This is a genomic window from Microbacterium sp. TWP3-1-2b2, assembly GCF_049896145.1.
Taxonomy (GTDB): domain Bacteria; phylum Actinomycetota; class Actinomycetes; order Actinomycetales; family Microbacteriaceae; genus Microbacterium.
On sequence record NZ_JAFCTS010000002.1, the window covers coordinates 195,655 to 220,966 of the forward strand.

26 protein-coding genes are annotated in these 25,312 nt (G+C 67.2%); 10 read left to right on the plus strand and 16 right to left on the minus strand.

Annotation, left to right across the window (positions count from 1 at the left end):
- Positions 1-2: 2 nt before the first annotated feature.
- The 6 genes from ACP7AR_RS16425 to glp form a co-directional block, all read right to left on the minus strand.
- Positions 3-830 carry a helix-turn-helix transcriptional regulator gene (locus tag ACP7AR_RS16425; RefSeq protein WP_426188176.1) on the minus strand — a complete coding sequence of 276 codons (828 nt, stop codon included), beginning with the start codon at positions 828-830 and terminating at the stop codon, positions 3-5.
- A 62-nt stretch (positions 831-892) separates the two neighbouring features.
- Complete coding sequence (locus ACP7AR_RS16430; RefSeq protein WP_426188178.1) at positions 893-1,294, minus strand: GlcG/HbpS family heme-binding protein; 402 nt, start codon at positions 1,292-1,294, stop codon at positions 893-895.
- A 3-nt stretch (positions 1,295-1,297) separates the two neighbouring features.
- Complete coding sequence (gene fdhA / locus ACP7AR_RS16435) at positions 1,298-2,518, minus strand: formaldehyde dehydrogenase, glutathione-independent (protein WP_426188180.1); 1,221 nt, start codon at positions 2,516-2,518, stop codon at positions 1,298-1,300.
- 98 nt (positions 2,519-2,616) lie between these two features.
- Positions 2,617-2,877, minus strand: a complete 261-nt coding sequence (locus ACP7AR_RS16440; RefSeq protein ID WP_426188182.1) for a DUF6457 domain-containing protein — start codon at positions 2,875-2,877, stop codon at positions 2,617-2,619.
- Positions 2,870-3,460: a molybdenum cofactor guanylyltransferase gene (gene mobA, locus ACP7AR_RS16445; protein ID WP_426188184.1), complete on the minus strand. Its 591-nt coding sequence runs from the start codon at positions 3,458-3,460 to the stop codon at positions 2,870-2,872. Before mobA ends, ACP7AR_RS16440 begins: the two co-directional genes overlap by 8 nt.
- Positions 3,457-4,659: a gephyrin-like molybdotransferase Glp gene (glp, locus tag ACP7AR_RS16450; protein WP_426188186.1), complete on the minus strand. Its 1,203-nt coding sequence runs from the start codon at positions 4,657-4,659 to the stop codon at positions 3,457-3,459. The genes mobA and glp overlap by 4 nt, the downstream gene beginning before the upstream one ends.
- A gap of 60 nt (positions 4,660-4,719) precedes the next feature.
- Here glp and fdhD point away from each other — a divergent pair, with 60 nt between their 5' ends.
- Positions 4,720-5,616 carry a formate dehydrogenase accessory sulfurtransferase FdhD gene (gene fdhD / locus ACP7AR_RS16455; RefSeq protein WP_426188188.1) on the plus strand — a complete coding sequence of 299 codons (897 nt, stop codon included), beginning with the start codon at positions 4,720-4,722 and terminating at the stop codon, positions 5,614-5,616.
- Entirely contained in the window at positions 5,600-7,987 is a 2,388-nt protein-coding gene (locus ACP7AR_RS16460; RefSeq protein ID WP_426188190.1) for an FdhF/YdeP family oxidoreductase, read from the plus strand. Before fdhD ends, ACP7AR_RS16460 begins: the two co-directional genes overlap by 17 nt.
- Here the strand turns inward: ACP7AR_RS16460 and ACP7AR_RS16465 are convergent.
- The gene (locus ACP7AR_RS16465; RefSeq protein ID WP_426188192.1) at positions 7,956-8,450 is read right to left on the minus strand and encodes a hypothetical protein; all 495 of its coding nucleotides are present in this window, start codon (positions 8,448-8,450) and stop codon (positions 7,956-7,958) included. The two genes, ACP7AR_RS16460 and ACP7AR_RS16465, sit on opposite strands and share 32 nt — an antisense overlap.
- A gap of 56 nt (positions 8,451-8,506) precedes the next feature.
- A complete protein-coding gene (locus ACP7AR_RS16470) occupies positions 8,507-9,829 on the minus strand; it encodes an FG-GAP-like repeat-containing protein (protein WP_426188194.1) in 1,323 nt (440 codons plus the stop codon).
- 111 nt (positions 9,830-9,940) lie between these two features.
- Here ACP7AR_RS16470 and ACP7AR_RS16475 point away from each other — a divergent pair, with 111 nt between their 5' ends.
- On the plus strand, positions 9,941-11,236 hold the full coding sequence (locus tag ACP7AR_RS16475) for a hypothetical protein (RefSeq protein WP_426188196.1): 1,296 nt from the start codon (positions 9,941-9,943) through the stop codon (positions 11,234-11,236).
- Here the strand turns inward: ACP7AR_RS16475 and ACP7AR_RS16480 are convergent.
- Genes ACP7AR_RS16480 through ACP7AR_RS16490 form a run of 3 tightly spaced genes read right to left on the minus strand, consistent with a single transcriptional unit; the run spans position 11,120 to position 12,851 of the window.
- Entirely contained in the window at positions 11,120-11,629 is a 510-nt protein-coding gene (locus ACP7AR_RS16480) for a hypothetical protein (RefSeq protein WP_426188198.1), read from the minus strand. The genes ACP7AR_RS16475 and ACP7AR_RS16480 overlap by 117 nt on opposite strands.
- Positions 11,626-12,186: a hypothetical protein gene (locus ACP7AR_RS16485; RefSeq protein WP_426188201.1), complete on the minus strand. Its 561-nt coding sequence runs from the start codon at positions 12,184-12,186 to the stop codon at positions 11,626-11,628. Before ACP7AR_RS16485 ends, ACP7AR_RS16480 begins: the two co-directional genes overlap by 4 nt.
- Positions 12,183-12,851, minus strand: a complete 669-nt coding sequence (locus ACP7AR_RS16490) for a hypothetical protein (protein ID WP_426188202.1) — start codon at positions 12,849-12,851, stop codon at positions 12,183-12,185. Before ACP7AR_RS16490 ends, ACP7AR_RS16485 begins: the two co-directional genes overlap by 4 nt.
- Positions 12,852-12,981: 130 nt before the next feature.
- On the opposite strand from ACP7AR_RS16490, the gene ACP7AR_RS16495 reads away from it, so the two are divergent.
- The 3 genes from ACP7AR_RS16495 (at position 12,982) to ACP7AR_RS16505 (ending at position 15,737) form a co-directional block, all read left to right on the plus strand.
- A complete protein-coding gene (locus ACP7AR_RS16495) occupies positions 12,982-14,697 on the plus strand; it encodes a DHA2 family efflux MFS transporter permease subunit (RefSeq protein ID WP_426188204.1) in 1,716 nt (571 codons plus the stop codon).
- A 1-nt stretch (position 14,698) separates the two neighbouring features.
- Positions 14,699-15,154, plus strand: coding sequence for a MarR family winged helix-turn-helix transcriptional regulator (locus ACP7AR_RS16500; RefSeq protein WP_426188206.1), 456 nt, complete (start codon positions 14,699-14,701; stop codon positions 15,152-15,154).
- Positions 15,155-15,230: 76 nt separating this feature from the next.
- On the plus strand, positions 15,231-15,737 hold the full coding sequence (locus ACP7AR_RS16505) for a MarR family winged helix-turn-helix transcriptional regulator (RefSeq protein WP_426188209.1): 507 nt from the start codon (positions 15,231-15,233) through the stop codon (positions 15,735-15,737).
- 90 nt (positions 15,738-15,827) lie between these two features.
- Here the strand turns inward: ACP7AR_RS16505 and ACP7AR_RS16510 are convergent, their stop codons facing one another.
- Positions 15,828-16,877 (minus strand): 2,3-butanediol dehydrogenase, encoded by a 1,050-nt coding sequence (locus tag ACP7AR_RS16510; RefSeq protein WP_426188211.1) that lies wholly within the window; start codon positions 16,875-16,877, stop codon positions 15,828-15,830.
- Between the two features lie 26 nt (positions 16,878-16,903).
- Positions 16,904-17,455: a TetR/AcrR family transcriptional regulator gene (locus ACP7AR_RS16515; protein ID WP_426188214.1), complete on the minus strand. Its 552-nt coding sequence runs from the start codon at positions 17,453-17,455 to the stop codon at positions 16,904-16,906.
- Between the two features lie 70 nt (positions 17,456-17,525).
- On the opposite strand from ACP7AR_RS16515, the gene ACP7AR_RS16520 reads away from it, so the two are divergent.
- Positions 17,526-17,681: an SDR family oxidoreductase gene (locus ACP7AR_RS16520; RefSeq protein ID WP_426188570.1), complete on the plus strand. Its 156-nt coding sequence runs from the start codon at positions 17,526-17,528 to the stop codon at positions 17,679-17,681.
- Here the strand turns inward: ACP7AR_RS16520 and ACP7AR_RS16525 are convergent.
- Complete coding sequence (locus ACP7AR_RS16525; RefSeq protein WP_426188572.1) at positions 17,671-19,110, minus strand: MFS transporter; 1,440 nt, start codon at positions 19,108-19,110, stop codon at positions 17,671-17,673. The genes ACP7AR_RS16520 and ACP7AR_RS16525 overlap by 11 nt on opposite strands.
- 98 nt (positions 19,111-19,208) lie before the next feature.
- Here ACP7AR_RS16525 and ACP7AR_RS16530 point away from each other — a divergent pair, with 98 nt between their 5' ends.
- Positions 19,209-19,610, plus strand: coding sequence for a hypothetical protein (locus ACP7AR_RS16530; protein ID WP_426188216.1), 402 nt, complete (start codon positions 19,209-19,211; stop codon positions 19,608-19,610).
- Positions 19,611-19,630: 20 nt separating this feature from the next.
- On the opposite strand, the gene ACP7AR_RS16535 is transcribed toward ACP7AR_RS16530, so the two are convergent.
- The gene (locus tag ACP7AR_RS16535) at positions 19,631-19,978 is read right to left on the minus strand and encodes a hypothetical protein (protein WP_426188219.1); all 348 of its coding nucleotides are present in this window, start codon (positions 19,976-19,978) and stop codon (positions 19,631-19,633) included.
- Between the two features lie 92 nt (positions 19,979-20,070).
- Positions 20,071-20,961 (minus strand): LysR family transcriptional regulator, encoded by an 891-nt coding sequence (locus tag ACP7AR_RS16540; RefSeq protein WP_426188221.1) that lies wholly within the window; start codon positions 20,959-20,961, stop codon positions 20,071-20,073.
- Positions 20,962-21,107: 146 nt separating this feature from the next.
- Here ACP7AR_RS16540 and ACP7AR_RS16545 point away from each other — a divergent pair, with 146 nt between their 5' ends.
- Positions 21,108-24,575 carry a bifunctional proline dehydrogenase/L-glutamate gamma-semialdehyde dehydrogenase gene (locus ACP7AR_RS16545; RefSeq protein WP_426188224.1) on the plus strand — a complete coding sequence of 1,156 codons (3,468 nt, stop codon included), beginning with the start codon at positions 21,108-21,110 and terminating at the stop codon, positions 24,573-24,575.
- Positions 24,576-24,765: 190 nt separating this feature from the next.
- On the plus strand, positions 24,766-25,251 hold the full coding sequence (locus ACP7AR_RS16550) for an FBP domain-containing protein (RefSeq protein ID WP_426188226.1): 486 nt from the start codon (positions 24,766-24,768) through the stop codon (positions 25,249-25,251).
- Positions 25,252-25,312: the final 61 nt, after the last annotated feature.

Sequence of the window (25,312 nt, forward strand, 5' to 3'; positions counted from 1 at the left end):
GCCTAACGTGCCAGCGCCAGCGCTGTCAGCTCGGCCCTCGTGCTGGCGCCGACCTTCCGCAGCAGGTTCGACACGTGGAACTTCACCGTGTTCGCGCTGATGCCGAGTTGAAGGGCGATCGCCTGGTTGCGTTCCCCGGCCGTAACGAGTCGAAGCACCTCATGCTCTCGTCCGGTCAGGAACGCCCCCTCCACGAGCGGTCTGGAGTCGGAGCGAGGATCCAACGGCAGTCGTACCTCCACCGAGGAACCCCACCCCGGCGTCGCGTCGACGCTCAGCACACCATCGAGGGAAGTGACCCGCTCGGCGATCGGCCGCAGCGACTCGTCGTGCACGCTCAGGTTGCCGCGCCCGTCGTCTCGGATGCTGACCAGAAGGTTCAGCCCGTCGCAGTCCCACTGCACGCGAACGCGGTTCACATCGCCGCCGTCGACAAGACCGAGGATGGTGTTGCGGACGATCGCCCGCGCGGCGTGAGCGACCTCGCTGGGAAGGGCTCGTCCCGTGGCAGGCGGTTCCACGAACTGGAACTCCAGGGAGCCGAACCGTTCAAGGGGACGCAGATCGCTTCGCAGTCGGGCGAACGCTCCGACGACCGGTTCGAGGATCGAGCTTCTCTGCTCGTCGGCCTCTGTTCTCAGGCGCACCAACGCCGACGCCGCCGTGTCTATCGCGGACGATCTGGCTGAGCGATCGTCGAGCCGGGGCGACCGGAGGATCGCCAGCAGCGACTCGAGCTCAAGGGCATGGCGATCAGCCTGGTCCGCGACTGTTCGATCGAGATCTACGAGCAGTCGACGTGAACCGGGGGAAGCATCTTCGCTGTCCATGACGCCAACCTACCCGGTCGCGGCCCCCCCCCACCCGCCGGGGGGGAGCGACCGGTCAGTTCTCAAAGCGCTGCCGCTCCTGCTTCTGCGACCGAGTGATCCTGTTCGCCGGAACCACCGCTCACCCCCACTGCCCCGACGACCGCGCCTTCGCGCACCAGCGGAATGCCGCCCGCGAAGATCGCAACCTTTCCGCCGTTCGTGTTCTGGATGCCGAAGAACTGCTGCGTGGGCTGAGAGTTATCGCCCAGATCCTTCGTGGAGATGTCGAAGGCCTTCGAGGTCCAGGCCTTGTTGATTGAGATGTTGACGCTGCCGATCCATGCGCCGTCCTGCCGCACGTGTGCGACAAGGTTGCCGCCGGAATCGACGACAGCGATGTTCATCGGTTGGCCGATCTCGGTGGCCTTCTTCTCAGCGGCGGCGATGACGCGACGTGCGTCTTCGAGGTTGACGGTGGTCATGATCTACTCCTTGATATATCCGTTGGGGTTCAGCACGTACTTCGTGGCGGCTCCCGCATCGAACTCCGCGTAGCCCTGTGGCGCTTCATCCAGGGTGATGGCCTTGGCATTGACCGCCGACGCGATGTGCGCCTTGTCGTGCAGGATCGCCATCATGAGTTGCCTGTTGTAGCGCATGACGGGGCACTGTCCGGTGGTGAACGACAGCGACTTCGCCCAGCCGGTGCCGAGACTGATCGAGAGCGATCCGACCTTGGCCGCCTCATCCACCGCGCCGGGATCTCCCGTGACGTACAGACCGGGGATGCCGATGGCGCCGCCGGCTCCCGTCACATCCATGAGCGAGTTGAGCACGGTGGCCGGAGCCTCCTTCGCCTTCGCCCCATGGCCCTCGCTGCGCGCCTCGAAGCCGACGGCGTCGACAGCGGCATCCACCTCGGGCACGCCGAGGAGCTGGTCGAGTTGATCGGGCACAGAACCCGCGCCCACGTTGACGGTCTCGCAACCGAAGCTGCGTGCCTGCGCAAGACGATCCTCATTCAGATCACCGACGATCACCACGGCGGCGCCGAGCAGCTGGGCACCGACCGCAGCCGCGAGACCCACAGGTCCGGCACCGGCGATGTAGACGGTTGAGCCGACGCCGACGCCGGCTGTGACGGCGCCGTGGAAGCCGGTGGGGAAGATGTCCGAGAGCATCGTCAGGTCGAGGATCTTCTCCAGCGCCTGGTCGCGGTCGGGGAACTTGAGCAGGTTCCAGTCCGCGTAGGGCACGAGCACGTATTCCGCCTGACCGCCGACCCACCCGCCCATGTCGACATAGCCGTAGGCGCTGCCGGGCCGATCGGGATTGACGTTCAGGCAGATGCCGGTCTTGCCCTCCTTGCAGTTGCGACAGCGTCCGCACGAGATGTTGAAGGGCACCGAGACGATGTCGCCGACCTTGATGAACTCCACATCCGGCCCGGCCTCGACCACCTCACCGGTGATCTCGTGTCCGAGCACCAGTCCTTCGGGAGCCGTCGTACGTCCGCGAACCATATGCTGATCCGACCCGCAGATGTTCGTCGCAACCGTGCGGAGGATGACGCCGTGCGGGATCTTCCTGCCGACGTTCGCCGGATTCACGCCCGGCCCGTCGTGAAGCTCGAAGTCGGGGTAATCCGTGTCGATCACCTTCACGACGCCGGGACCTTCGTAGGCGACCGCTCTGTTTCCAAACATCTTCGTCCTTCCTCTCGGGCGGAGGATCTCCGCACGTCCAGACTGTCCCAGACGTCGCGGGTGCGATACCTACTCTCGAACCGTTTGTACCTACCCGATCAGGCAGGTTCTGACGCGTCCTTCTTCCAATCGGCGATCGTGGCGCGGGTGCGGGCGGCGGCATCCTCCACGGACATGCCGCGCGCGACGGCGAGCCCGACCAGGTAGGTGGTCAGCGGACCAGCCGGCCGCACGACGCCGTGCGCGGCGTCACGCGTGAGCTCCAGCAGGAGGCCGGTCGGATGCTCGTCGGCGCCGAGTCCGAGCGTTTCGGCGAGGGTCGCGACCCAGGCATCGAGGTCGTGGGGAGCATCAGGCATGGTCGTCCTTTCGCGTGCTTCGATACTGCTCGATGGCCGCCCAGGTATCAAGGTCATGGGCGGCGCCTCGGTCGTCGACCGGGTGGAGTCGAAGGCCTTCGAAGAGCTTCCGCATCGATGACCCTGTGAGATCCGGGTGCCGCGCGACCGCTCCCTGCAGTGCAGAGACCCGGTAGCGTCCGGCGAGCCACTGCATCCGTCCACCGTCGTCCGTGGCGACGACGCCGTCGGCATCATCGGGGATCGGCACGGCCGCGAGGCGTGCCACGAGCTCCGTCGCGCGGGGGAGATCGCACGCGAGCAGCCAGGTCTCGGTGACCCCCGATCCATCGAGTGCAGGGATGCCTGCGGCGACGGCGGCCGCCGGCCCGCCGAAAGCAGGGTGCTCACGCACGACACGGACGCCGGGCCGGCCGATGCTGTCAGGGCCGACGGCGATGATCGGTGCGCACCAGCGGACCGCGGCATAGACGTGATCGAGCAGTGCGACGCCGTCGATCTCGACCCCGGCCTTCTCAATGCCGCCCAGCCGACTCGAGCGTCCACCCGCCAGCACGAGCGCCGCCGTGGCACGCCCCGTCATGACAGGACCATCACCGTCACGGGATCTCGCTCGTGGACACGCTCGGTCTCAGCGGGAATGATGGCGAATGCTGTGGCGGCTGCCAGCGAGGCGACCAGGTGCGAGCGGCTCCCGCCACGGGTCGCAGGCCGCACGATCTCGTCATCGAACACCGCGGGCACGAGCTGAACTCTTCCCTTCGGACTGGCCCACGCAACGCCGGCCGCTCGAACGATCCGGGGCCTGTCGATGACGGCGAACCCGGCCATCTGCCGCAGCGCGGGACGGACGAACATCTCGAAGGATGCTGCGACGCTCACCGGATTGCCTGGAAGGCAGAACGCGATCGTTCCCGTGTCGAGCACGCCGAAGCCCTGGGGCCTGCCCGGCTGCATCGCGACCTGATCGAAGCGCACGCCGCGCTCTCCGCCGAGAACCGCCTTGACGACATCGAAGGCCCCGACGCTCGCCCCGCCCGAGAGGATCACGACGTCGGCATCCGCGGAGTCCAATGCCTGCCGGAGCACCGCCGGGTCGTCCGCGACGATGCGGATGCTGGTGATCACCGCGCCCGCATCGCGCGCTGCGGCGTTCAGGAGAACAGAGTTCGATTCCGGGATCTGCCCGCGCCGTGGCGTGGCGGAAGGTGCGATGAGTTCGCTGCCCGTGGAGATGATCGCGACACGCGGGGCGGGATGCACTGCGACTTCCTCCACTCCCGCCGAGGCGACGGCCGACAGCTGCCACGGACCCATCGGCGTTCCGGATGCGACGGCCAGCGCGCCGGCCGATGCGTCCTCCCCGCGGCTGCGGATGTGCGCGCCGGGCTCCGGCTCGACCAACACGGTGATCTGGTCAGGCGCCTGGGCGCGGATCGCCGTGCCCAGGTCCGTGTGCTCCAGCGGCACGATGGCATCTGCCGTCGAAGGAACCGCGGCACCCGTCATGATGCGCGCAGCCTCGCCAGGACCGATCACCGGATGCTCGTCCGAGCCCGCTGCGACATCGGCGACGATCCTCAGGACGGCTCCCGCCGTGGCATCCGTTCGGCGGACGGCGTACCCATCCATCGCCGAGTTGTCGAACAGCGGTGAAGGCAGGCGGCTGATCACGTCGGCGGCGAGCACGAGGCCGTGCGCCTCCGCGAGGCTCCGCTGCACCGCAGGCAGACGATGGGCGGTGCGGAGGATGTCTGCGAGATGCTCGTCGATGGTGATCATCGGGTCCCACGCTAGCCGCTCGCGCACCTCGCGGTGCCGGCCGGGGGTACGCTCGGACACATGGGCCGGATCACGACGCGGCGGTCGGTGATGAAGATCGCGCTGGACGGCGGTGCGAACCGCCGTGCCGACACGCTCGCCGTCGAGGAACCACTGGAGATCCGCGTCGGCGGAGCCCCGTTGGCCGTGACGATGCGCACGCCGGGGGCCGATGTCGAGCTCGCAGCCGGTTTCCTCGTCTCAGAGGGCGTGGTCGGGGCGGGTGATGAGTTCCATTCCGCGATCCACTGCGGTGGACCCGGTACCGGCGGCGTGGAGAACACCTACAACGTCCTGGATGTCACCCTCACTCCCGGCGTGCCGCCGCCCGCACCGGATGTCGCTCGGGCGTTCTACACGACCAGCTCCTGCGGTGTGTGCGGGAAGGCCAGCATCGACGCGGTGGAGACGGTCTCCCGGTACGACGTCGCACGAGATGACATGGTCGTCGATGCCTCGGATCTCGTCACCTACCCGGTCCGGCTTCGGGAGAGGCAGGACGTCTTCGACAAGACCGGCGGACTCCACGCGGCCGCGCTCTTCGATGCCGCGACCGGCGAACTCCTCGTGCTGCGTGAAGACGTCGGCAGGCACAATGCGGTGGACAAGGTGATCGGCTGGGCGCTGCTGAGCGACCGACTGCCGTTGCGGGGAACCGTGCTGCAGGTGTCCGGCCGGGCGAGCTTCGAGCTCGTGCAGAAAGCGGTGATGGCCGGCATCCCCATGCTGGCAGCAGTGTCTGCGCCTTCGTCGCTCGCGGCGGAGCTCGCCGAGAAGTCGGGTCTGACGCTGGTGGGATTCCTCAGGGAGAGGAGCATGAACGTCTACTCGCATCCTCACCGGGTGAGGGTCGAACCGGCACCGTCCGATGATCGTGCGCTCGTGACGGAAGGGACAGGACATGACCAGCCTCGATGACGATCGGAAACGCGGTGTTGCACTCGGGCTGATGCCCGCGGAGCCTCGGCAAGGCGGCTATGGTCCCGTCACGACGCGGCCATGGTCCCAGGAGGATTACGAGCACCCCGCGGCGGGTTGGGGCGCGGCGCTGTCGGTCGGCGAGGTCCTGCTGGAATCGAAGCGACCGGTGAGCGGCGCGCTGGCGATGTTCACGATGAACCACCCCATCAAGGGCTTCGACTGCCCCGGGTGCGCATGGCCGGACGATCAGAAGGGGCTGAAGCTCGACATCTGCGAGAACGGCATGAAGCACGTCACGTGGGAGATGACGCACAAGCGCGTCGGCAGTGGATTCTTCTCGCAGCACACCGTCACCGAGCTCGCACAGTGGACCGACTTCGAGCTGGAGAACGCGGGCCGCCTGACTGAGCCGATGGTCTACGACCCAGAGACCGATCGATATGCGCCGATCAGCTGGGACGACGCCTTCGCCCTCATCGGTGAGGAGCTGCGGGCTCTCGACAGCCCGGATGAAGCCACGTTCTACACCTCCGGACGACTCAGCAACGAAGCATCCTTCCTCTACCAGTTGATGATCCGCGAGTACGGCACGAACAACATGCCGGACTGCTCGAACATGTGCCATGAGGCGTCTGGTCGCGCGCTCACCGCGTCGATCGGCTCCGGCAAGGGGACCACCACGGTCGAGGACTGGGAGCAGACGGATGCCCTGTTCCTCCTCGGAGTCAATGCCGCCTCGAATGCACCCCGCATGCTGACCGCGCTGTCGGATGCCGTGAAGAACGGCGCGCAGGTCGTGCACGTGAATCCCCTGATCGAAGCGGCATCCACTCGCACGATCGTGCCGCACGACTTCGTGGACATGGCGCTCTTCAAGACCCACGAGACCGGCACCCTCGACCTGCAGGTGCGCATCGGTGGCGACATGGCGCTGATGCGCGGCATCGCGAAGGTGGTCTTCGAAGCGGCCGAGACCGACCCGAATGCGCTCGACACCGCGTTCATCGATCGTCACACACAGGGCATCGAGGAGTATCGCGCCGTCGTCGCGGCGACGCCGTGGTCGGAGATCGTGCAGCAGTCCGGCCTCACCGAGGAGCAGATCAGGGCAGCGGGCGCGATATACCTGAAGGCCGACAAGACGATCATCAGCTGGTGCCTCGGCGTGAGCCAGCAGGAGCATGCTGTCGACATGGTCCGCGAGTTCATGAACGTGCTGCTGCTGCGCGGCAACATCGGCCGTCCGGGTGCTGGGCCGGCACCGGTGCGAGGGCACAGCAACGTGCAGGGGAACCGCACGTGCGGTATCAATCATCACTCTCCTGCGGCTCTGCTGGATCGTCTGGACGCGGTGTGCGGGATCACGTCGCCGCGTGAACCAGGGCTGGACACGGTCGCAAGCATCCATCGCATGCACGAAGGCGCGGTGAAGGTCTTCGTGAGCCTCGGCGGCAATTTCGTTCTGGCGGCACCGGACACGACGTACACCGCGGAGGCGCTGAGCCAGTGCTCGCTGACGGTTCAGGTCAGCACGAAGCTCAATCGCAGTCACCTCGTGCACGGCGCCAAGGCCCTCATCCTTCCGTGCCTCGGGCGCACCGAGCGCGACGAGCAGGCCGGCGGGCTCCAGGGTCAGACCGTCGAGGACGCCATGAGCATGGTCCACCTCTCGGTCGGCAAGAAGAAGCCGGCGTCAGAGCACCTCCTCTCCGAACCGGACATCATCGCGCGGATGGCACGCGCCACCATGCCCGACAGCGCGACACCGTGGGAGTCGTATGTGGGGGACTACGGCCGGATCCGCGACGTGATGGCACAGGTGCTGCCCGGTTTCGAGGGCTTCAACGAGCTCATCACGCATCCGAACGGGTTCCGCATCCCGCAGCCGGCTCGCGAACGCGACTTCCGCACGGCGTCAGGCAAGGCGGACTTCTCCACCCCTGCCCTGCACGATGTGCGACCTGCCTCGGAGGACATGCTGGTGCTGCAGACGATGCGCTCGCACGACCAGTGGAACACCACCATCTACTCCAGCAGCGACCGGTACCGCGGGGTCAAGAACCTGCGCGAGCTCATCTTCATGAACGCCGCCGACATGCGCGAGCGAGGCATCGAGCAGGGCGATCTCGTCGACATCGTCTCCACGTCCAAAGACGGTTCGGAGCGCGAACTGCGCGAGTACCGGGCCGTGGCGTACGACACACCGAGAGGAAGCGCCGCGGGTTACATGCCCGAGATGAACGTCCTGGTCGGGAACGCCGACTACAGCGCGCAGAGCGATCAGCCGCTGATGAAGAGCATCCACGTGCGCGTGACGCGCTCCAGCGATCGGCAGGTCACTCCCCGCCCTCGTTCTCGCCGCGGATGAGCTTCTGGATCTGTTCCTCCGGCAGCGGCTGAATCGAGCCCGACGACATCTCGATGTCCGGGTCCGTCGGCGATCCGCCGATCGTGCAGACGGATTCCCCGTCGTAGCCGTTGGTCTGAGCAGGCACGAGCACGAGCCACTCCGGCGTCACCGTGCGCTTCTCGATCCGGGCTCCTGAGGCATCGAACACGACACCGGGGTCGTACACGGACGTCGTGACGTCGATGCAGATCTGCACCAGCTCGCTCTCGGTGAACGCCGGGGGAGTCTCGGGTGGCTCAGGCGAATCGGTCGTCGGGGCAGGTGCCGGCGTCGGCGAGGAAGGGGTGGGCGACGTCGAGGTCTGCTCGGCGGTCGGGCTCGGCTCGGAGGTGGACGCCTCCGGTGCGCAACCCACGACGGTCGCACCGGCGAGGAGCACGAGAGCGACGGCGAGGGACGGGGCCAACCGATGTGAGGTCATGGTCTCATCGTAGAAGCGGGCGCAGACGTCGAACTCCCCATTCTCGCTTCGGCGCGTCACTCGACCTGGAGGTACCCGCCCCACCCCGAGCCGATGAGGACGCGGCTCTTGAGTCGTCCCGTCCCGTCGCCCGGGTACAGGTACAGCTCACCCGTCGACGTGCGGGCGATCAGATCGGGGTGCTTGTCGCCGTTGTAGTCGACGCCCCCGGTGAACGCGGTGATCGCGCCCCAACCGCTGCTGAGCGCGATTCTGGTGCCGAAGCGTCCGCGCAGTCCGGGGTAGAAGTAGAGAGTGCCGTTGCTCGCCACAGCCATGACGTCACCGAGGCGATCGCCGTTGAAGTCGCCGCCGGCAAGGAACAGGATGGTGTTCCACCCGCTCCCGACCACGGTGTGGGGACCGGGGAGCGCTCCGGTGCCGTTGCCGCGATAGATGGTGAGGACGCCGGCCGCCGATGCGCCGAGCACGTCCTGGTGGCCGTCGCCGGTGTAGTCGGCGCCTGACGTCACGTGCAGCATCCCGTACCACCCGGATCCGGGTGTGCTGTATGCGCCGAAACCACCGGTGCTGTTGCCGGCGTAGTACTCGAGCACGCCGTCGCTGCGTGCGACGAGGATGTCCGCTCTGCCGTCGCCGTTGAGATCGGTGTGAGTCACGTGCCGGTGGCCTCCCCACGCACCGGTGATGACCGACCCCTTGAGGAAGCCGCCACCGCCGTTGCCTGCGAAGAACTGAAGATCGCTGTCGCCGGCGACCCCCAGCAGGTCGGCCTTCCCGTCGCCGTTGTAGTCGGCCGAACTCACCGGCGAGAGCGGAACGGTGGCGAGCCCGGGGAAGACCATCGGGATCGGCGTGCCGCGCGTGACGCTCGACAGGCAGACGTAGCCCTGGTTGATCCCCGAGTACACGGATCCGTTCCGCCACACTTCGAAGTGCAGGTGTGCGCCCGACGACGCGCCGGTGTTGCCGACGACGCCGATCTGCTGGCTTCGCGCCACCCGTGCACCGGGGGCGACGGTTGCCTGCGCAGCCATGTGGGCGTATCGGGTGACGTACCCGGACGTGTGCTGGATGTCGACGTAGTAGCCGTAACTGTTGCTGAAGGCGCGAGTCTTGATGACGCCGTCGTAGGCGGCGAGGATCGGCGTGCCGCCCTGACCCGAGATGTCGATGCCGTCGTGGTCGCGGTAGTTGGAGCGGCACCCGTCGCCGACCTTCGACATGATCGATCCCGATGCCGGGTGCACCATCTGCCCGTCGGTCGCTGCCGATGCGGCTTCGCCCGGCGCGAGCGACGGTGCGATCGTCCCGACGAGCACGGCCACCGCGGCCAGCATCGCGATGCGCGCCAGACGCCATCGTGACGTTCGCTTCATGTCGAGATCTCTCCAACTCGGCCGGCCCCAGGGACGCAGTGTCCACCGACGTCACAGTATCAGCGCATTCGACCAATCCTTCGTCGCCCCTCTGACCGCTACGTTGGGTTCATGCCTCAGCCCCTCCGCACATTCGGGCGCATCGTCGCGCGGCATTGGCCCGCGCTGATCGCCTGGTATCTCGGGGGAGAGGCGGTGCATCAGTTGCTGCTGCAGCTCGCCGGCTTCGTGGGCGGGTACACCACGCTCGGAGGCCTCCTGCTGCTGCCGCTCGCCGTCGCGGCGAAGCTCGTGGCGTATGTCGCGATGTACCTCACCGTCCGACGATCGTTGCCCCACGTGGCCAGACCCGAGGCTGACGGACATCGGGAGTTCGCGGCCGCGATCCTCGTGTCGATCCTGCCGTTCTTCGCCTTCTACTCGGCGTGGGGCATGCTGAACACCGACCTGTACGAGTTCTTCAACATCGCGACCTCCATCGCGATCTACGATGCGAACTTCGACGCCGAGCAGTTGGGCGATCGCGGCGGCCTCGTGTCCGTCGGCGTGCTCCCGGTGGCAGTGCTCGTGATCGCGCTCGCCGCCCGTCTGGTGTTCTCGAGGTACAGCTCCCGTCTCCCGTCGTGGACACTCGCGCTCGCCGCATATGCGGAGGTGCTGTGGACCTTCATGCTGTTCACCCTGGTCGTCCAATGGTGGGGTGATGCCAGGCAGTGGCTGGACGGGACGGTCGGCATGGGCTGGCTGCAGGGCATCGGCGACTGGTTCGCCCTCAACATCGCGCCGATCGCGGTGCTGTGGGAGGGGATGCTGTGGATCGTCGGCGTGTTCGCCGCAGTGCTGCTCGTCCCCGCCGCCTGGCTCGCAGTGGCGGGCGTCATCTACGGCACGACCTTCAGCTCTGCTCCGGCACCCGTGGAGCGGAGCCTCGCCGCGCTGCGCGGGACGGCTGCGACACTGTCGCGGACGATGCTCCAGCGTTTCGAGAGTCTGTGGGCGGCGGTCGCCGTGGTCTGGAGGGGCGGGCCGGTCATCTTCGGCGCCGCCGTGCTCGCGTACTCGCTCTGGGCGTACACGGAACGTCTCGCCACTCAGGGTGTGTTGCGATCGGTCGGAGGACACGAGAGCTGGTTCTGGTCCGCGTTCCTCCCTCTCCTCACTGTCGCGGTCGCCGCCATCGCCGAGCCGTTGCGCGTCGCGATCGTGGCCACCGCGTACGACGCGGTGATCGCGCGTCCAGATGCCGGCCTGGACTCGCGAGAGACAGTCCAGGGTGCGGAGCCCGGCGCGTCACTCCTCGACGGTGAAGCGGGTCACGTCGCCGAGCTCTCCGGGGATGTCGAAGTGGAAGGGGCCGGCGGCATCCTCCGGGATGAGGAAGACCGCAAGGATCTCGTAGGAGAATGACTCGTCGCGACACGACGCCTCGCCCGCGTCGTACGGCACGTCGAGCACCGATCGGGCGTCCAGCCATACCCGACCGCCGTGTGCTTCGGCCAGAGTGAACTCGCGGCACCAGGTCGCCTCGTCGCCGCCGCTCGCGTTCAGCCGGACGCTGACCGTGCGCATCCCCTCCGGTGCATCGAACTCGCCCCAACGGGCCGAGCGCAGCGACAACGTCTGACCGGCGATCTCGACACTCTCATCGTCGGTCACCTGCGTGATGTCCTGAGCTTGAGCCTGGACCTGAGGCAGCGCATCCAGCCACACGTGCACGCCGAGCGTTGCGATGGCGGCGACAGCGAGAGCTGTCAGCGCCAGGCGCTGCCGTCGCCACCACGCCACGCCGCGCTGCCTCATCGGGCAGCCAACGTGGGTGTCGCGAGATCCACGTTCTGAACCCGCGGCAGATCATCGAGCGACATGGGCAGCACGACGACATCATCGAGCACCGGAGTGGCGAACGAGGTGGTCAGACGCACCTCACCGTCGCCCGTCTGCACGTCCGGCGGGAGTTCGAAGGCCAGCATCCCCTCGGTGTCGATGCCGACTCGAAGATCGGCCTCGGTGATCGAATTGCCCGGACGCTCGCTCGACTGGAAGACCCGTTCGCCGATCACGAGCGTCGCGAGTCGGATGCGTGCATCGATCTCGGTCTGCGGCGCGGATGCTGCGATGGTGACGACGAGCCAGTTGCCGTCGGCGTGCCAGTCGGCGTCGGTGACCGTCACCCGGTCCGCGAAGGATGCGTCGAGCGTCATGGCGTTCAACGTGCGCGAAGACACCGAATGCTCCTCGCCAGAGCCCTGGATCAGGAACGGCGCGCGGTACACCTCATCACCCGGAATGTTGATGCTGATGGCGCCGGCGGTGAGGGCGAGTGCCGCACCGATCAGCCAGGGGACTGCGCGCTTCACCTTCGGACCTCCGCATCAACGGTGACTCTTGCGGCAAGGTCGCCGCGCTGCCAGTTGATGTGGTCAGCCGAGATGAGGATCTGACCGTGCGTCTCCACGGCATCGTACACATCGAGTTCGACGACGCCGTCGATGAAGGCGTCCTCGGGTGCTGTCCACGCCAGCGTGACCTCGCTGGGCACTCCCGGCTGCAGGAAGACCGTGCCGGCAGAGCCGTCGCTGCGCCATGCCTGGGCGCTGTCCGTCAGGGTGACGCCGGTGAGGTTGAGGAGCGGATCGTTGAAGCCGACGAGGTTCGCTTCGACCTTGTCAGCAGCCCTCCCGACGCCGATCGGCCGGTCTGTGAGGTTCTCCAGACGCACGGTGACGATGACCAGGGTCTCACCAGGGTCGGCGCTCATCGACTCTTCTTCGACCTCGTCGGTGAGCTCGGCGTCGAGCACCGTGACGGCATAGAGAGGCATCCGCACTTCATCGCCGGCGGCGAGAAGTGTGGGCACGACCTCGCTCCTGTCGAGGCCGCCCATCGCGATGAAGGTCACGACTGCCGCCGCGACGGCGCCTGCTGACACCCAGACGGGTGCAGCTCTTCGGCTGACCGCGGCTCGAGAAGCACGGACGGCGGCATCGCGCGCTCGACCCGTCACGTCCCTCACCCTGATCACGGAGTCAGCCTATCCAGTGGTGGTCGGGCGTCGTCGGCCACTTAGTTGACATCGCGCTACAGTTGACTTGGAGCAACTAAGCGTCTATCGTTGACCCAGATCAACCTTTCTGACGCGGGAGCATCCCACTTTGACATCTCACACTCCACCCACCTCGGAGACCGCACGCTCCGCGCGCGAGGTCTTCACCGCGATCTCCGGCCTCATCGTCGGCATGTTCGTGGCCGTGCTCTCCGGCACCATCGTGTCGACGTCCCTGCCGGTCATCATCGCCGACCTCGGTGGCACCCAGTCCCAGTACACCTGGGTCATCACCGCGAGCCTGCTGGCGACCGCGGTCTCCACTCCCATCTGGGGGAAGCTCGCCGACCTCATGGATCGCAAGATCCTCGTCCAGCTCTCGCTGATCCTCTTCACGGCCGGAACGGTGATCGCCGGATTCTCGACCGACACCAACATGCTCATCGCGGTGCGGGTCATCCAGGGGATCGGCGTCGGCGGCCTCATGTCGCTCGTGATGATCGCCGTCGCCCTCATCATCTCGCCGCGTGAGCGAGGCAAGTACATGGGTGTCGTCGGCGGCATCATGGCGCTCGGCACCATCGGCGGTCCGCTCCTTGGCGGGCTCATCACCGACACGCTGGGTTGGCGCGCCAACTTCTTCGTCGGCGTCCCCTTCGCGATCGTCGCCCTCATCCTCCTGCAGTTCACGCTGCACCTGCCGAAGCCCCAGCGGGGCACGAAGGTGTCGATCGACTACTTCGGCATCGTCCTGCTCGCCGTCGGCGTCTCGACTCTCCTCATCTGGGTGTCGATGGGCGGCAGCCAGTTCGAATGGGACTCGTCGACGAGCGTGATGCTCGCCGTCATCGCCGGCATCGCCATCCTCGGGTTCATCGCGGTCGAGTTCTTCGTGAAGGAACCGATCGTCCCGATGTCGTTGTTCCGCAACCGCACGTTCACGCTGTCGGTCATCGCCTCGATCGCCATCGGCGTCTCGATGTTCGCCACGTCGGTCTTCCTCGCGCAGTACTTCCAGCTGGCGCGTGGCGCCACGCCGACCGAGTCTGGCCTCATGACGATCCCGATGATCATCGGCCAGATGGGTGCGTCGATCATCATCGGTCAGCTCGTGAGCCGGTTCGGCAAGTGGAAGGGCTGGATGATCACGGGATCCGTGCTCGCGACCATCGGCGTCACCTTCATGGCCACATTGCGCTATGACACGCCTTTCCCGCTCGTCGCGACCTACATGTTCGTGCTCGGCGCAGGCCTCGGCATGGTCATGCAGAACCTCACGCTGATCGTGCAGAACGACACGCCTCCCTCGCAGCTGGGTGCAGCCTCGTCGAACGTCAACTTCTTCCGCACGATCGCCGGCACCATCGGTGTCACGATCATGGGCTCCGTGCTGTCGACGAGCGTCGGCACGTACATCGCGGGCGGGCTGAAGGGCTTCACCCCCACCACTCCGGATGAGATCGATGCTCTGAAGCACCTCGCGTCGGGCGACGTCCCGAACATGTCCGAGATGCCGGAGGCGATCCGCACCATCGTCGAGTCCGCGTACGGTCAGGGCATCGCAGAAGCCTTCATCCTCGCAATCCCGCTCGCCGTGCTGTCGATCATCGCGATCGCGTTCATCAAGAACAAGCCGCTGTCGACGAAGAACGCCGCCGAGCTGCTGCGCGATCAGGCTGAGGAATCAGCGATCGAGGTCGCCGAGGCCGAGGTGGGCGCGACGACGTCGACCGGCGCCATTCGCATCGGCGGCGGGGAATCCACTTCTCCGTCGACGGGATCCGTGACCGTGCTCGAGCGCGAAGATCGCGAGAACGGGCGCTGACATGGTTGCCGCCGACACTGCGGTGCCGACCGACGTCGACGACGCGCTCTCGGAGTTCCAGGGACACCTGAACCTGATCTTCGCCCGAGCCCGATCCCTCTGGAAGGAGTCTGCCGCTCGCATCCACCCCGAGCTGCAGCCGTCCGGCTACAAGCTGCTGACGTTCATCGCCAGGGCGGGCAGCGCGAACGCGCATCAGCTGGCTGATCGCTTCGAGATGGACAAGTCGGTCGTCAGTCGGCAGGTGCGGATGCTGGAGGATCTCCACCTTCTCGAATCTCGCCCTGACGACAACGACGGGCGCCAGCGCGTGCTCACGGCGACACCGGCCGCGTGCGAGATCCTCGCCGATCTGAGAGGCGACCACGCAGACCGGCTGCGTGAGATCCTTGCGGAGTTGACGCCGGATGAGCTTCAGGCCGCATCGAAGGTGTTCCGCCTTCTCGCCGAGGTCTGATGTCCGAGCAGACAGGCCCCGTCACAGCACTCGCCCGAGGCGTGCTGCGGCGGGGCTTCGCCGTACACTGGCGATCATGAGTGCGTCGTCTCCCGAACCCGTGGCTCCCGGCGCCGCAGCATCCGATCCTGACGTCGAGGGCGAGGCGCTCGAGGGCGGCGAACTCGACCAGGCGGTGGCGCGGGTCGAGCATGAGCTCGGTCGACTCTTCGCCCGTATCAGGGTGAGCTGGCGGGAGGCGGCGGTCACAGTGCACCCCGACCTGCAGCCGCTCGGGTACCAGGTGCTGATCTCGATCGCGAGCGGCAAGGCGACGTCGGCGAAGGCGATCATCGAGAGGCTGCAGACCGACAAGTCGGCCGTGAGCCGTCAGGTGCGTCAGCTCGAGGAGCTGGGGCTCGCTGAGAGCGTCCCCGACCCAGACGATCGACGCGCTCGTGTTCTGGTCGCGACCGATCTCGCGCAGGAGCGCATAGCGATCGCACGCGCGCGGTACGAGGGCCGCATCGGCGAACGACTGCGCACGTGGTCGGCCGCAGATCTCGATCACTTCGTGGAGCTGCTCGGCGCACTCGGCCGGTGAACCGGCAGTCGTTGATCCAAGGAACGATCGGGCGGACCATGAGCACGCGGTGCTCACGGTCTGCCCTGATTCATCTCGGGTCTGTGCTGGTCACGCCGACTTCACGAGGATCTTCGCCCCGACGCCGCCGCGCAGCGCGTGGATCGCATCCACAACGCCGTCGAGCGACACCTCGTCGACCCAGCCGGTCGTGTCGTACACGCCTTCGGACATCGCCTTGATGACGGCGTCGAAGTCCTCGGGAAGATAAGCGAGGGCGCCGGCGATGTCGGTCTCTGCCATCACGAGCTGCGTCGGCAAGAACTCCATCGGTCGCTCGTGGATCGCCACGACCACGACGCGTCCACCTGGCACAAGACTTGCCAACGCCGATGTGATCGCGGGGCCTGCGCCCGCGGCGTCGAAGGCCACATCGACACCATCTCCGTCGCTGATCTCTGACACGGCAGCTGCCAGATCCTCGTTCACCGGGTCGATGACCGTCGCACCGAGGGCTGCGATGGTCGCACGCCGGTCGGCGCTCGGTTCGGACACGAGCACCTTCTCGATGCCACGTGCCTTGAGCGCGAACCAGACGCCGATGCCGATCGGCCCGGCTCCGGCGATGAGAGCGGTGCCGCCGGCATCCACTCCGCTGCGACCGACAGCGTGCCAGGCGACTGACATCGGCTCGACCAGGGCACCGAGACGCAGGTCTACGTTCTCGGGGAGGACATGCAACTTGGATGCGGGCACCGTGGTGAACTCGGCCATTCCGCCACCGTTGGAGCTCAGACCGTGGAACCCGATCTTCTGGCACGCGTTGAACATGCCCTTCCGGCAGGCGGGGCACTCGCCGCAGTAGTAGATCGGCCAGACAGCGACCCGATCGCCGACCGCGACGTTCGTGACGCCCTCGCCGAGCTCGGTGACGGTGCCGGAGAACTCGTGTCCGAGGATCTGCGGAAGGGTCGACCCTGTCACGGGGTGCGGGTTCTCGAGATCGAGGCCCGCGGCCTCCGGCGAGTAGTAGACGTGCAGATCGGACCCGCAGATTCCGGCGAATGCGTTCTGCAGTTTCACCTCGCCTGGGCCGGGGCTGGGCTCTGGCACCTCCTCGATGCGGAGGTCTTCCTTCGCGTGGAACAGTGCTGCCTTCATGGTGTTTCTCCTCTCTTGGGGCCGCATCAGCGCAGCCACCACTCCGGTGATGCCGCGAGGATGACCTCGACGGCTCGCTCTATGTCCTCATCGCCGTCGCGCAACCACTCCTCGATTGCGCCGACTGTGCCCGCAGCCGCGTAGGCGATCGCCATACGCATCGCCGCCTCGTCTGCCATGAAGACGGCGGGGACGATGTGCGGGTGCAGCCGTGCCCAGAGTTCCAGCCCACCTCGGATGGACTGCTCGAGATTGCCGCGTACAGGAGCCGCGAGCAACGGATGCATCGCACCTCGGTAGACAGCGGCGCGGCGCTGGACGTGCTCGAGCAGCGCCCGCTCGCCGTCGCCGATGGCCTCTGCCCTCGGCAAAACGGTCATGACCTCGTCGATCTCCGCCGAGAGCGCATCGGCGAGCAGATCCACCGGACTGTTCGCATGGCGGTAGAAGGTGTCGCGGGTGACGCCGGCCTCCCGACAGATCGCCGATGCCGTGATCTCCGAGATCGGGGTGTCGGTGGCAAGCGAGATGACCGCTGATCGCAGCTTCTCCTGTGAGCGTCGCGCCCTCGCGTCCATGTCAACCACTCTATCCAACATGTGTCAGATAGGGCTACTCTGAGAGACGAGTGGCGCCTATCTCGAGCGCATTCCGGCGAAGCGTCCGGCCGACCCCGATGAGATCGCCGGTGTCGCCCTGTTCCTCGCGTCTCAGGACGCGTCGTACGTGAACGGCGAGAACATCGTCGTCAACGGCGCGTGGGCGGCCACGGGCTACCCTGACCTGCGGCCGTTCATGGCCTGAGCGGGGCTTCGGCCTCCGCCGGCTGCGCAGGCACCCGTCGGATTCCGATCCATGAGATGACGCCGCCCAGCGCCATCAGCGCCGCCGTCACCCAGGCCGCGTTGTGGAAACCGTCGAGGTCGAGGGTGCCGCCGACGATCGTCGACAGCATGGCGACGACGATGAGGCCGGCGACACGGGAGATCGCGTTGTTGACGGCGGATGCGATGCCGGAGCGGTTCTCATCGATCGCCCCGAGGACGGCAGAGGTCAATGGGGCGACCGTGAGTGACAGACCGAGTCCGAGGATGATCATCGACGGGAGCACCTGCCACCAGTAGCTGAAGTCGTGCGACACAGTGAGCAGGAGCAGCGCACCGGCGGCCATCATCAACGGTCCGACCGTCATGAACAGGCGCGGTCCCAGTTTTCCCGCCCATGCACCTGCCTGCGAGCTGAGCAGGATCATCAGGATGGTGATCGGCAGGCTCGCGAGGCCCGCTGCGGTCGCGGAGAGTCCGGCGCCCTCCTGCAGGTAGACGCCGATCACGAACCCGTTGAGCGAGAGTGCGGCGTAGATGAACAGCGTGGCGAGGTTGCCCCAGGCGAAGTTGCGGGCGTTGAAGAGCGAGAGAGGCATCAGAGGAGCGGGCGAGCGGGGCTGGCGCACCAGGAAGGCGACGAACAGCGCGACGCCGATCACGCCGGGCAGCCAGATCGCCGGTGAGGACCAGCCGAGGTTGGGCTGCTCGATGAGCGCGAACACCACTGCGCCGAGACCGACTGCGCACAGCATCCCGCTCCACCAGTCAACGCGCGCGCCGCGCGGCTGATCGGGCAGGTGCAGCCGAGCGAGCAGGAACAGCGTGATGCCGATGGGGATGACGTTGATGAGGAACACGAATCGCCATGACAGCAGGTCGACGAACAAACCGCCGAGAAGGGGCCCGGCTATCTGAGCACCCGTCGTGAAGGCGGTCCACACCCCGATCGCCCGTGACTGCAACTCCCCGCGCATGGTGGCCATGATGAGGGCGAGCGAGCTCGGCACGAGCAGTGCGCCCGCCGCTCCCTGCAGCGCGCGGGCGATGATGAGTGTGAGCGGCTCCGGGGCCGCGGCCACAGCGACCGATGCGATGCCGAATGCGATGAGTCCGATTCGCATGATGCGCACGCGGCCGTATGCGTCCGACAGGGATCCGGCCAGCAGGATGAGCGCGCTGAGCGTGATGAGGTAGGCGTCGACCACCCACTGCTGGGTCGTGATGCCGCCGCCGAGTTCGTCCCTGATGGCAGGAAGCGCGACGGTGACGACGGTGCCGTCGAGGAAGGTCACGAACGAGGCGAGGACGGCGATGGTGATGACGAGCCGCTGGACGGCGGAGAACGATGGCACAGGCCGAGAATACGCCCTGCTCGAGCGGCCTGGCTCCGTCGGGCGACGATCCATGACACCCATCGACGTCTGCACCCGACAGGATTACGCTGGCCGCAGGCGGGTCTCCTGCCCGCTCTCGACGGCGAAAGCCCTGACGAAAGCGGTGCGCGATGGATTCGATGATGATGGGCGCCATGTCGGCGGACATGAAGGCGATGCCAGGGATGGCGACGATGGACATGGCGGTCATGCAGGCGTGCATGGATGCGTGTTCCGCCTGTGAGCAGGCGTGCACCGTCTGTTCCACGCAGATGATGGACTGCGCCCCGGCGTGCATGAACTGCGCCGATATGTGCAACACCATGATGCGGTCGATGATGCGGATGCAGGGGATGACGCCGGCGGTGATGATGGCGATGCTCGACGCCTGCATCGCTATGTGTCAGATGTGCATGGAGGAGTGCATGGAGCACGCCGCGCACAGCGAGGTCTGCAAGATGTGCGCGCAGTCCTGCAAGGCGTGCATGGACGCCTGCGTGGACGTCAAGAACATGATGATGGCGACCGCCTGACCTCAGGCGTGTCGTGCTGATCAGACGACGGCGACGTTGAACTGCACTCGTCCGACCGCCAGCACGTGGTAACGCGAATGCAAGGCCACTGGCGTGCCTGTCGGTGCCTCGCGTGCGGCACCCGATGCGTTCCAGAGCGAGTGCTGGTCGCCTTCGAGTGTGCGTACACGCAGTTCGCCCGTGACCGCATCCGCGTGGTCGACGATGCCGTCGACCCAGTCGCTCGGCGTCGCCGACGCGAGGCGTGCCTGGATCAGGTGGAGTGCATGGCCCGGAGCGAATGAGGAGCAGATGTCGCCGTGGTCGCACATGCACGCCGTACGCTCCGTCACCTCGAGGGGTGAAAGGCGGTGCAGCGGTGTGGACACGATGAGCTCCTCGATCTCTGGACTGATCCCGCAAGAGTAGATCGGGCGATCGCCGGGAGGAAACGACGCCGACACCTGGCGAAACATTATTGCTATCGGGGCTGATGCGCGTAGAGCGCATCAGCCATCGCATCCCGCACGGCGGCAACCGCCGCGCCGTCGCGCGAGGACGACCGCGTCGCAGCGAAGATCTCGCGCACGGGGGAGCCGGGCAGTTCCAACAACCGCACCGAGGCGCGGTCGCCCGTCCACACCAGGTCGGGCAGCACGGCGACGGCGTGGCCTGCAGCCACCAGTCGAGCGTGGGCGATGAGGTCCGTCGCCTCGAATCGCACATCGGGCTCGAACCCGGCACCACGACATTGCTGGACACCCCATTGCCGCACCGCCGTGCCCTCTGGCTCCATCACCCACGCGCTGTCGCGCAGATCGTCCAGCGTGGTCGCCGAAGACGACGGAGGAACGGCGAGGCGCACCGGATCGCTGCCGAGCAGCGTGCGATCGATGCCGTCTCTCAACTCGCGCGTGTGCCCGGCGTACTGCTCGGCCACCACGAGGTCGAACGAACGCGCCTGCAACTCGAACAGTGCTTCCTCCGGCGCCATCTGCACCATCTCGACGCGCAGCTGCGGCATCCGATCGGCGAGCAGCGTGAGTGCGGGGGGAACAAGCGCCTCGGCGGCGGTCGGCATCACGGCGATCCGCACGCGTTCCTCAGACTGCGAGCTCGTGGAGAGTTCGGCGCGTGCGGCCTCGTCGAGCTCGAGCGCACGCGCGGCATGCGCCGCGAGCAGACGCCCTTGTGCGGTGAGTCGCACACGTCTACCGTCGGGTTCGAGCAGCGGCACCCCGGCCTCGCGTTCGAGCTGGGCCAGTTGCTGAGACACGGTGGACGGGCTGTAGGCGAGAGCCGAGGCGACGTCGGAGATCGTGCCGCGCAGCGCCAACTCGTGCAGCAGACGCAGCCGTCGCAGTTCGAACATGGAGCGCCTCATATTCATCGAGATAATCGAACATTATCCATCGTAAACGCTCGCTTTTCACGAATGGTGTTGCAGCTTCACACTGAGACGAGAACGTGCGGCTCGATCACTGAAGCAGTGGACGCACGCTGGAGTGAGGAGACCCGATGACCGACGTCGCATCCGCCCCGACCGGGCAGGCCCCGACCGGGCAGTCAGAGATCGCGGAACTCGCAGATGAAGCCATCGCGCTCGTGCAGCGCTGGCTCGTCGAGAGTCGTGATGTGCCGACGGACACGTCGGCCGCGCGCCTCGCGGGTGTGCTCAGCGATCCGAACGGACTCGACTTCACTGTTGGCTTCGTCGACGGTGTCGTGCGACCCGAAGATCTGAGCGTCGCCGCGCACAACCTCCGTGACCTTGTGCCGCTCACCCCGAAGTTCCTTCCTGGCGCGCTGCGCGGCCTCATCCGCCTCGGCGGCGCGCTCGCCCCCGCGTTCCCCGGAATCGTCGTGCCGATCAGTCGGCGGGTGCTGCGCGGCATGGTGCGGCACCTGATCGTCGATGCGACCGATGCCAAGCTCGGCAAGGCCATCCGTCGCATCCGCTCCGACGACGGCGTGCATCTGAACATCAACCTCCTCGGCGAGGCGATCCTCGGCGAGGAGGAAGCCGCACGGCGTCTGGCGGGGACCCGTCGACTCCTCAAGCGCGACGATGTGGACTACGTCTCGATCAAGGTGTCTTCGACGGTCGCTCCGCACAGCCCGTGGGCGTTCGATGAGGCAGTGCACCACGCCGCGGACGCACTGGTGCCGTTGTTCCAGATCGCGAAGACGCGTGGGGGCAAGTTCATCAACCTCGATATGGAGGAGTTCAAGGATCTCGACCTGACGATCGCGGTCTTCACCTCGATTCTGGATCGCGACGAGTTCCGTGGTCTCGAGGCCGGCATCGTGCTGCAGGCATACCTGCCCGATGCGCTCGGCGCCATGATCCGGTTGCAGGAGTGGGCTGCCGCGCGGGTGGCCGCTGGTGGAGCCCCGATCAAGGTTCGCGTCGTCAAGGGCGCCAACCTGCCGATGGAGCGCGTGGATGCCGAGACTCATGACTGGCCGCTCGCGACCTGGGAGAGCAAGCAGGCCTCTGACGCCTCGTACAAGGCCGTGCTCGACTACGCGCTGCGCCCGGAGCACACGAAGAACGTGCGCATCGGCATCGCCGGTCACAACCTGTTCGACATCGCGCTCGCGTGGTTGCTCGCGAATCGGCGAGAGGTCACAGACGGCATCGAGTTCGAGATGCTGCTCGGTATGGCCACAGCTCAGGCGAGCGTCGTGCGTCGCACCGTCGGCTCACTTCTGCTGTACACGCCCGTCGTGCACCCGGCGGAGTTCGACGTCGCCATCGCGTACCTGATCCGCCGGCTGGAAGAGGGCGCGTCGACCGACAACTTCATGTCGGCCGTGTTCGAACTGGACGACGAGCCGGCGCTGTTCGCGCGCGAGCGCGACCGGTTCCTGGCATCCATCCAGTCGATGCCCACTGGCGTGCCTGCTTCGAACCGCTCGCAGGATCGCACGGCCGAGCAGCCCGCTGCTGCACGCGATTCCTTCACGAACACTCCGGACACCGACCCGAGCCTTGCGGCCAACCGTGCGTGGGGCGACAGCATCCGCTCACGCATGCAGTCGTCGACGCTCGGTGACGAGACGGTGCGGGCGAACACACTGTCGGATGCCGCAGCCCTCGACGAGGTCATCGCCACGGCCACCGCGGCCGGGGAGAGCTGGCGGGCGCTGGGCGCCGCCGGGCGGGCGGAGATCCTGCACCGTGCCGGCGACATCCTCCAGGCGCGCCGCGCCGAACTGCTCGAGGTCATGGGCTCCGAGTGCGGCAAGGTGCTCGAGCAGGGCGACCCCGAGGTCTCTGAAGCGATCGATTTCGCGCACTACTACGCCGAGAGCGCGAAGCGAATCGAGGCCATCGACGGTGCGACCCATAAGCCGGTCGGACTCACGGTCGTGACGCCGCCGTGGAACTTCCCGGTCGCCATCCCTGCCGGATCCACGTTGTCGGCGCTCGCCGCCGGCTCACCGGTGATCATCAAGCCCGCGCGTCAGGCCCGTCGCTCCGGAGCCGTCATGATCGAGGCGCTGTGGGAGGCCGGTGTCCCGCGCGACGTACTGCAGTACGTGCAGCTCGACGGACGCGAACTCGGCACGCAGCTCATCAGCGCTCCAGCGGTGGAGCGCGTCATCCTCACCGGCGGGTATGAGACGGCCGAGCTGTTCCGCAGCTTCCGTCCCGACCTCCCGCTGCTCGCAGAGACGAGCGGCAAGAACGCCATCATCGTCACCCCGAGCGCCGATCTCGACCTCGCTGCGAGGGACGTCGCGTACTCCGCGTTCGGTCACGCGGGTCAGAAGTGCTCCGCTGCTTCGCTCGTGATCCTCGTCGGATCCGTCGCGCGCAGCGAACGGTTCCGACGTCAGCTCATCGACGCGGTCGGCTCGTATCGGGTCGGCCAGCCATGGGAGGGCACCACGCGCATCGGACCCCTGATCGGTCCCGCCGAGGGCAAGCTGCTGCGCGCACTCACCACGCTCGAGCCGGGAGAGAGCTGGGTCGTCGAGCCTTCGAAGCTCGATGACGAGGGTGCGCTGTGGCGGCCGGGCATCCGCGAGGGCGTCGCCGCAGGCAGCCCGTTCCACCTCACCGAGTACTTCGGTCCTGTGCTCGGCATCATGACGGCGGACTCGCTCGAGGACGCGACCGCGATGGTCAACGCGATCGACTACGGCCTCACCAGCGGGCTGCACTCGCTCGACGAGGACGAGATCGCCGCCTGGCTGGCATCAGTGCAGGCCGGCAACCTCTACGTCAACCGCGGCACCACCGGAGCGATCGTGCAGCGGCAGCCGTTCGGAGGCTGGAAGAAGGCCGCTGTCGGTGCCGGCACCAAGGCAGGCGGCCCGAGCTACCTCATCGGCCTGTCCGACTGGGTGGACGCGCCGGTCACGGCGAAGGCGCCGAAGGATGCCGTCTCCCGCGGCGCACTCGAGGCGCTCGGAGACCACGAGGACGCCGCCTGGCTGCAGGGCGCTCTCTCGACAGATGCCGCCGCCTGGCGTGATGAGTTCGGCGCCGTGCGCGATGTCACCGCCCTGACGACCGAGCAGAACGCGCTGCGCTATGACGTCGTCCCCGTCACGATCCGGCTGGAGCAGGCGAGCGCCGCCGAGGCGGTCCGTGTGATCGCGGCGGGTCTTCGCGCAGGAGGGCGCGTCAACGTGAGCACGGCATCCGCGCTTCCCAGCGAGGTCACGCGTTGGGTCGAGTCTGCCGGCGTCGTCGTCGCAGTGGAGGACGCATCCGGGTGGGCAGCGCGTGCGACGCGTCTCGCTGAGACAGGTGGCGGTCGCATCCGCCTCGTCGGCGGGGATGCTGCTGCCACGGCCGCCGCGACAGGCGGTTCACCCGCCGTCGCCGTGTACGCAGGGCCGGTGCTCTCCGCCGGTCGGATCGAGCTGCTCCCGTACCTGCGCGAGCAGGCGGTGTCCATCTCGTCGCACCGGTTCGGCACCCCGCGCCGCCACGAGATCGCGCCGCTCGTGGGGCAGCAGCGGGTGTAAACTCGCCGGGTGCTGTTCTCGATGAGCGCCCTGAGGGCGCGGAAGGCGGTTGCAGGCGCGCCCCGCGCCGGCGGCAGAGGCTGAGTGCGAGCCGGAGGCGGAACCCCCGTCGCCGGTGACTCGTCATACCCGGCATCCCTCTGACGGATGCCGTGATCTTCTCACCTCACATCAGAAAGCAGTCCTTCTCATGCGTCCCATCGATGAGCGCGCCATCCGTGCCTCTTTCATCAACGCCTCCCGCAAGGAGGTCTCATCCCTGTCGCTGCCTCCGGGCCTCGCCGACATCGACTTCGATCGGATCGACTACCTCGGCTGGTCCGACCCGAAGTTCCCGCGACGTGCGTACGTCATCGGCGAGGTCGACGACGCCCCCACGGGCGTGCTGCTGCAGCGCGCCGAGCAGCGCGTGCTCTCGCGAGCGCAGTGCTCGTGGTGCGAGGACGTCACCCTGCGCAACGACGTGCAGCTGTACTCGGCCCGCAAGGCCGGTGCCGCCGGGCGCAAGGGCGACACGATCGGCACGCTGGTCTGTGCGGAGTTCGGCTGCTCGCACAACGTGCGGCGCCTCCCGCCGCTCGCCTACGAGGGGTACGACCGCGAGACGGCGCGCGACCTGCGCATCCTGCGGATGCAGGAGCACGTGCGCGCCTTCCTCGGCGAGGTCGCCGGTTAGAACGCGGCCGTCCGGGACGCGGATGCCTGGTTGGCGACCGCATAGCGTCCCGTCCCGGATG

What these genes read in the sequence shown, in the direction of transcription:
- ACP7AR_RS16470 (WP_426188194.1), bottom strand. Translation starts at nt 9,829, where the DNA reads ATGAAGCGAACGTCACGATGGCGTCTGGCGCGCATCGCGATGCTGGCC.
- ACP7AR_RS16505 (WP_426188209.1), top strand. Translation starts at nt 15,231, where the DNA reads ATGAGTGCGTCGTCTCCCGAACCCGTGGCTCCCGGCGCCGCAGCATCC.
- ACP7AR_RS16510 (WP_426188211.1), bottom strand. Translation starts at nt 16,877, where the DNA reads ATGAAGGCAGCACTGTTCCACGCGAAGGAAGACCTCCGCATCGAGGAG.
- ACP7AR_RS16425 (WP_426188176.1), bottom strand. Translation starts at nt 830, where the DNA reads ATGGACAGCGAAGATGCTTCCCCCGGTTCACGTCGACTGCTCGTAGAT.
- ACP7AR_RS16530 (WP_426188216.1), top strand. Translation starts at nt 19,209, where the DNA reads ATGGATTCGATGATGATGGGCGCCATGTCGGCGGACATGAAGGCGATG.
- fdhD (WP_426188188.1), top strand. Translation starts at nt 4,720, where the DNA reads ATGGGCCGGATCACGACGCGGCGGTCGGTGATGAAGATCGCGCTGGAC.
- ACP7AR_RS16480 (WP_426188198.1), bottom strand. Translation starts at nt 11,629, where the DNA reads ATGAGGCAGCGCGGCGTGGCGTGGTGGCGACGGCAGCGCCTGGCGCTG.
- ACP7AR_RS16515 (WP_426188214.1), bottom strand. Translation starts at nt 17,455, where the DNA reads ATGGACGCGAGGGCGCGACGCTCACAGGAGAAGCTGCGATCAGCGGTC.
- ACP7AR_RS16465 (WP_426188192.1), bottom strand. Translation starts at nt 8,450, where the DNA reads ATGACCTCACATCGGTTGGCCCCGTCCCTCGCCGTCGCTCTCGTGCTC.
- fdhA (WP_426188180.1), bottom strand. Translation starts at nt 2,518, where the DNA reads ATGTTTGGAAACAGAGCGGTCGCCTACGAAGGTCCCGGCGTCGTGAAG.
- glp (WP_426188186.1), bottom strand. Translation starts at nt 4,659, where the DNA reads ATGATCACCATCGACGAGCATCTCGCAGACATCCTCCGCACCGCCCAT.
- ACP7AR_RS16500 (WP_426188206.1), top strand. Translation starts at nt 14,699, where the DNA reads ATGGTTGCCGCCGACACTGCGGTGCCGACCGACGTCGACGACGCGCTC.
- ACP7AR_RS16540 (WP_426188221.1), bottom strand. Translation starts at nt 20,961, where the DNA reads ATGTTCGAACTGCGACGGCTGCGTCTGCTGCACGAGTTGGCGCTGCGC.
- ACP7AR_RS16460 (WP_426188190.1), top strand. Translation starts at nt 5,600, where the DNA reads ATGACCAGCCTCGATGACGATCGGAAACGCGGTGTTGCACTCGGGCTG.
- ACP7AR_RS16430 (WP_426188178.1), bottom strand. Translation starts at nt 1,294, where the DNA reads ATGACCACCGTCAACCTCGAAGACGCACGTCGCGTCATCGCCGCCGCT.
- ACP7AR_RS16475 (WP_426188196.1), top strand. Translation starts at nt 9,941, where the DNA reads ATGCCTCAGCCCCTCCGCACATTCGGGCGCATCGTCGCGCGGCATTGG.
- ACP7AR_RS16525 (WP_426188572.1), bottom strand. Translation starts at nt 19,110, where the DNA reads ATGGATCGTCGCCCGACGGAGCCAGGCCGCTCGAGCAGGGCGTATTCT.
- ACP7AR_RS16440 (WP_426188182.1), bottom strand. Translation starts at nt 2,877, where the DNA reads ATGCCTGATGCTCCCCACGACCTCGATGCCTGGGTCGCGACCCTCGCC.
- mobA (WP_426188184.1), bottom strand. Translation starts at nt 3,460, where the DNA reads ATGACGGGGCGTGCCACGGCGGCGCTCGTGCTGGCGGGTGGACGCTCG.
- ACP7AR_RS16550 (WP_426188226.1), top strand. Translation starts at nt 24,766, where the DNA reads ATGCGTCCCATCGATGAGCGCGCCATCCGTGCCTCTTTCATCAACGCC.
- ACP7AR_RS16545 (WP_426188224.1), top strand. Translation starts at nt 21,108, where the DNA reads ATGACCGACGTCGCATCCGCCCCGACCGGGCAGGCCCCGACCGGGCAG.